Raw genomic sequence first — 3,104 nt, 5'->3', positions numbered from 1 at the left:
GGACGCGCCTGGTGGACCCCACTCCAGGACCGGCCGGCCGCGGCGGTGGCTTCCGGGTTCTGTACGACGCGGGGTACGAGATCGACCACATGAAGGAAGAGCTCTTCGCCCGAGCCGCCACGCCGGATGAAGTGAAGCTCCTCCATCTGCCGCCGGGCGAACCCGTAGTCGAGTTGCACCGGACGACCTACACGGCCTCTGACACAGTGGTCGAGTTCGCCATCGGTGTGCACGCGGCTTCGCGTTTCGCCTGGGAGTACGACTTCAAGGTCCCCGNCCGCACAAGCATGGGCCGACACTCGACGCCTGTGGGACTACCACCAGATGGGCCATACCCTGAGGCCGTGCTCAGTCGCGATCGGCTTGGGCAGTCACGACTTGGGTGTGGCCGATACGGCAGTAGACCTCTACAAGCGCAGGATGGCTCCACTGCTTGTGTTCACGGGGGCTACCAGCCCCACGACGCGGGAACGCATGCCTCGAGGCGAAGCCGTGCACTACCGGGAGCGCGCACTTGAGCTTGGTGTCCCCGACTCGGNCATGCCTCGAGGCGAAGCCGTGCACTACCGGGAGCGCGCACTTGAGCTTGGTGTCCCCGACTCGGCCGTCCTTGTGGAGCCGCGAGCGCGGAACACAGGCGAGAACATCCGCTTCTCCCGAGAGCTGTTGAAGGCGGCGGGCACCGACGTGTCCTCCGTCCTGCTGATCAGCAAGCCGTACGAGGAGAGGCGGGCCTACGCCACCGCGCGCAAACTGTGGCCCGAAGTCGAGATCATCAGCGCGTCTAGCCCGATGACGCTGGACGACTACGTCGACTCCATCGGAAACGCCCGCTTGGTGATCGACATGCTCGTGGGTGCGCTTCAGCGACTGCTGATCTACCCGGCGCAGGGCTTCATGATCAGCCAGGCCGTGCCGAACGACGTGCTCCAGGCCTACGAGCGCCTATGCCATGAGGGCTTCACCAGTCGACTCCTGGTTACGGATCAGCCCTCCGCCTAAGCCGCACTGCTTCCTGACCGAGCAGCCCGAGAGCTGTTACAGGTTTCTCTACCTCATCAAGTGCCCGCGCGAGCGCGGGCTGGCCCCTGGGGCCCGACCCCTCTGCGCCTTCGGCGCCGGGGTCAGCCCCTGGGGCCGCAGCGAGCTACGGCCCATGAGTAGAGACCTGGACGCTGAGCGCCACGGTCAGAACATTGCCTCCGGCGGGGGCGCTCAGGCTCCGAGATGCCGGGGGCTCCGTTCGCGGGTGCCGGCCGAGTGTGGCGTGCGCTGGGTGCTCCCATCCCGTCTGCCGTCGACCCAGGCAGAGCCGAGCAGCCGCGGCCCAGGGCGTCAAGGTCGTTCGTCCAGCGGGGCGCTCCACCTTGACGCCCTGAACCACGCCCGCTCCACGGTGTGTGGGTCGACGGCAGACGGGATGGGAGCTGGGGTGAGTGGTCGGTTAGTGGCGGCGTGATCGCTGACCCTCTTGCCAAGTCAGCCGCCATCCGTTTCGTGGATGAGGTGCCGGTCATTCGACGCAGTCGCTCAGGCCCAGCACCTCCGGCTGGTCGCTGGGGAAGTCCCTAGGCATGCCCGGCACGTCGATGGTGCGCCCGTACACGCCGGCCAGGAACTCGACGGCACCGACCGGGAACTCCGACCAGTCGCCGTTGGCCCCGTAGACGACCACCGGCCATGCATCCGGGTCCGGAGAGCTCGTCCTCCAATAGAAGGAGTCCCCCGAATAGGACTCCGCCCAAGAGATCAGACCACCCGGCTGCGGGAAGGGAACGTAGCCCTCGGTGTCGCCCATCTCGTACAGATCCTGAAGGATCTCGTCCTTCCTGGCCTCGGACGCCCATGACACCTCGGTGCCGGGCCGGGGAATGGACACGCTCAGGAAGTCGTCGATGACCAGGATCGGATACGCCTCCGCCAGAGAGCGGAAGTCTGAGGGCAGCGCCGTTCCGAGGGCAGCCTGAAGGGCAGCCCAGTCCACGCTGCGTCCCGCCGCCACACGCCACGGCATCATCGCCGGAAGCGCGGCCTCCAACTCTTCAACCCTCAGCATGCCGTCTGCCAATCCGCGCTGTTCTGGACCACGATGCTGTCGAACAATACTTCCGAAATGGGCTTCCCAGCAGTTGCCGTTGGCTGCCATCCGCGTACCCGATCTTTCGAACGGTGCCGTGGAGCGATGGGGCAGTCCATGTCAAGACCGCGTGCAGCGCCTGACACCAGCGCCTGACACCAACAAGCACGAACAGCAGCGATCGAGGCCGAATCCCCGTGAATGATCGGTCGACGCACAGGGACGGTCGGCCGATGTGGACAGACCCCTGTGGTCGACCTGATAAGGATGAGGCCACAGGTTCAAATCCTGTTAGCCCCACCAGCGAAAAGGCCCCCGGTCCACTTGGATCGGGGGCCTTTGACATCTCTGGCTGGCGTCTGCGCTGTCATCCTCTGGTCTCGATATGGACCCTCGTCAGCGCGAACAGGATCAGAAGGTCGAGTGTCATCGCGGGGATGGCCCACAACGGGTAGTACGGAACGAACATGAACTGGGTGATCAGGCTGATCGCTGCCACGGCTACACCGGCCCCGCGACCCCAGCTCTGGCCCAGTAGGACTCCCAGGCCGGCGATGACGAGGGCCACTCCGATCACAAGGTGGATCCAGCCCCAAGCCGTCAGGTCGAACCGGTAGGCGTACCGGGACGCGGCGAACAGGGAGTCGTGTGCGATTCCGGATGCGCCCATCAGGACGCTGAGGGGACCGCTGAGCAACATCAGGATGCCGGCGAACGAGGAGGCGCCGTTGATCATCTCGCTGCCGCCGGGCCCCCCGCGTCGCTGTGTCCTGTTCGGCGCCGTCGTCATGGCCGCAGCCTTCCTGTACAGCGCGGTCACCGACGCACACTGCCCGTGCGAAGCCGGCCACGCTCCCCTGACAGCATCACCGCAATCCTTCGGGACCGCGACCGCAACCCGCGTCGCCATGGCTGAGCCATGCGCCCCGACCTGTCAAGGAGGCCGTGGGCCCCTGACATCAGCGTCCTGCTCCACCCTCCCCCGCCCCGCGCCCCTTCCGTCAGGCTGTGGCGGCCGGGGTGAGGT

The 3,104-nt window shown here is 66.4% G+C and carries 3 protein-coding genes and 1 pseudogene; 2 read left to right on the top strand and 2 right to left on the bottom strand.

Annotation, left to right across the window (positions count from 1 at the left end):
- Together V7E45_RS39795 and V7E45_RS39790 are read left to right on the top strand one after the other, a co-directional pair.
- Positions 1 to 275 (top strand): annotated as a pseudogene (locus tag V7E45_RS39795) (UTRA domain-containing protein); the annotation flags it as partial.
- Between the two features lie 49 nt (positions 276 to 324).
- On the top strand, positions 325 to 1,002 hold the full coding sequence (locus tag V7E45_RS39790) for a YdcF family protein (RefSeq protein WP_333779174.1): 678 nt from the start codon (positions 325 to 327) through the stop codon (positions 1,000 to 1,002).
- 511 nt (positions 1,003 to 1,513) lie between these two features.
- On the opposite strand, the gene V7E45_RS39785 is transcribed toward V7E45_RS39790, so the two are convergent.
- Together V7E45_RS39785 and V7E45_RS39780 are read right to left on the bottom strand one after the other, a co-directional pair.
- On the bottom strand, positions 1,514 to 2,146 hold the full coding sequence (locus tag V7E45_RS39785; RefSeq protein ID WP_333779173.1) for an SMI1/KNR4 family protein: 633 nt from the start codon (positions 2,144 to 2,146) through the stop codon (positions 1,514 to 1,516).
- A 298-nt stretch (positions 2,147 to 2,444) separates the two neighbouring features.
- The gene (locus V7E45_RS39780) at positions 2,445 to 2,897 is read right to left on the bottom strand and encodes a DUF7144 family membrane protein (RefSeq protein ID WP_333779172.1); all 453 of its coding nucleotides are present in this window, start codon (positions 2,895 to 2,897) and stop codon (positions 2,445 to 2,447) included.
- Between the last annotated feature and the right edge of the window lie 207 nt (positions 2,898 to 3,104).

The sequence above is a fragment of the Streptomyces sp. IBSBF 3136 genome (assembly GCF_036815105.1).
Taxonomy (GTDB): Bacteria; Actinomycetota; Actinomycetes; order Streptomycetales; family Streptomycetaceae; genus Streptomyces.
The sequence above is the reverse complement of the archived record's forward strand: the minus strand, read 5'-3'. Positions and strand labels throughout refer to the sequence as shown.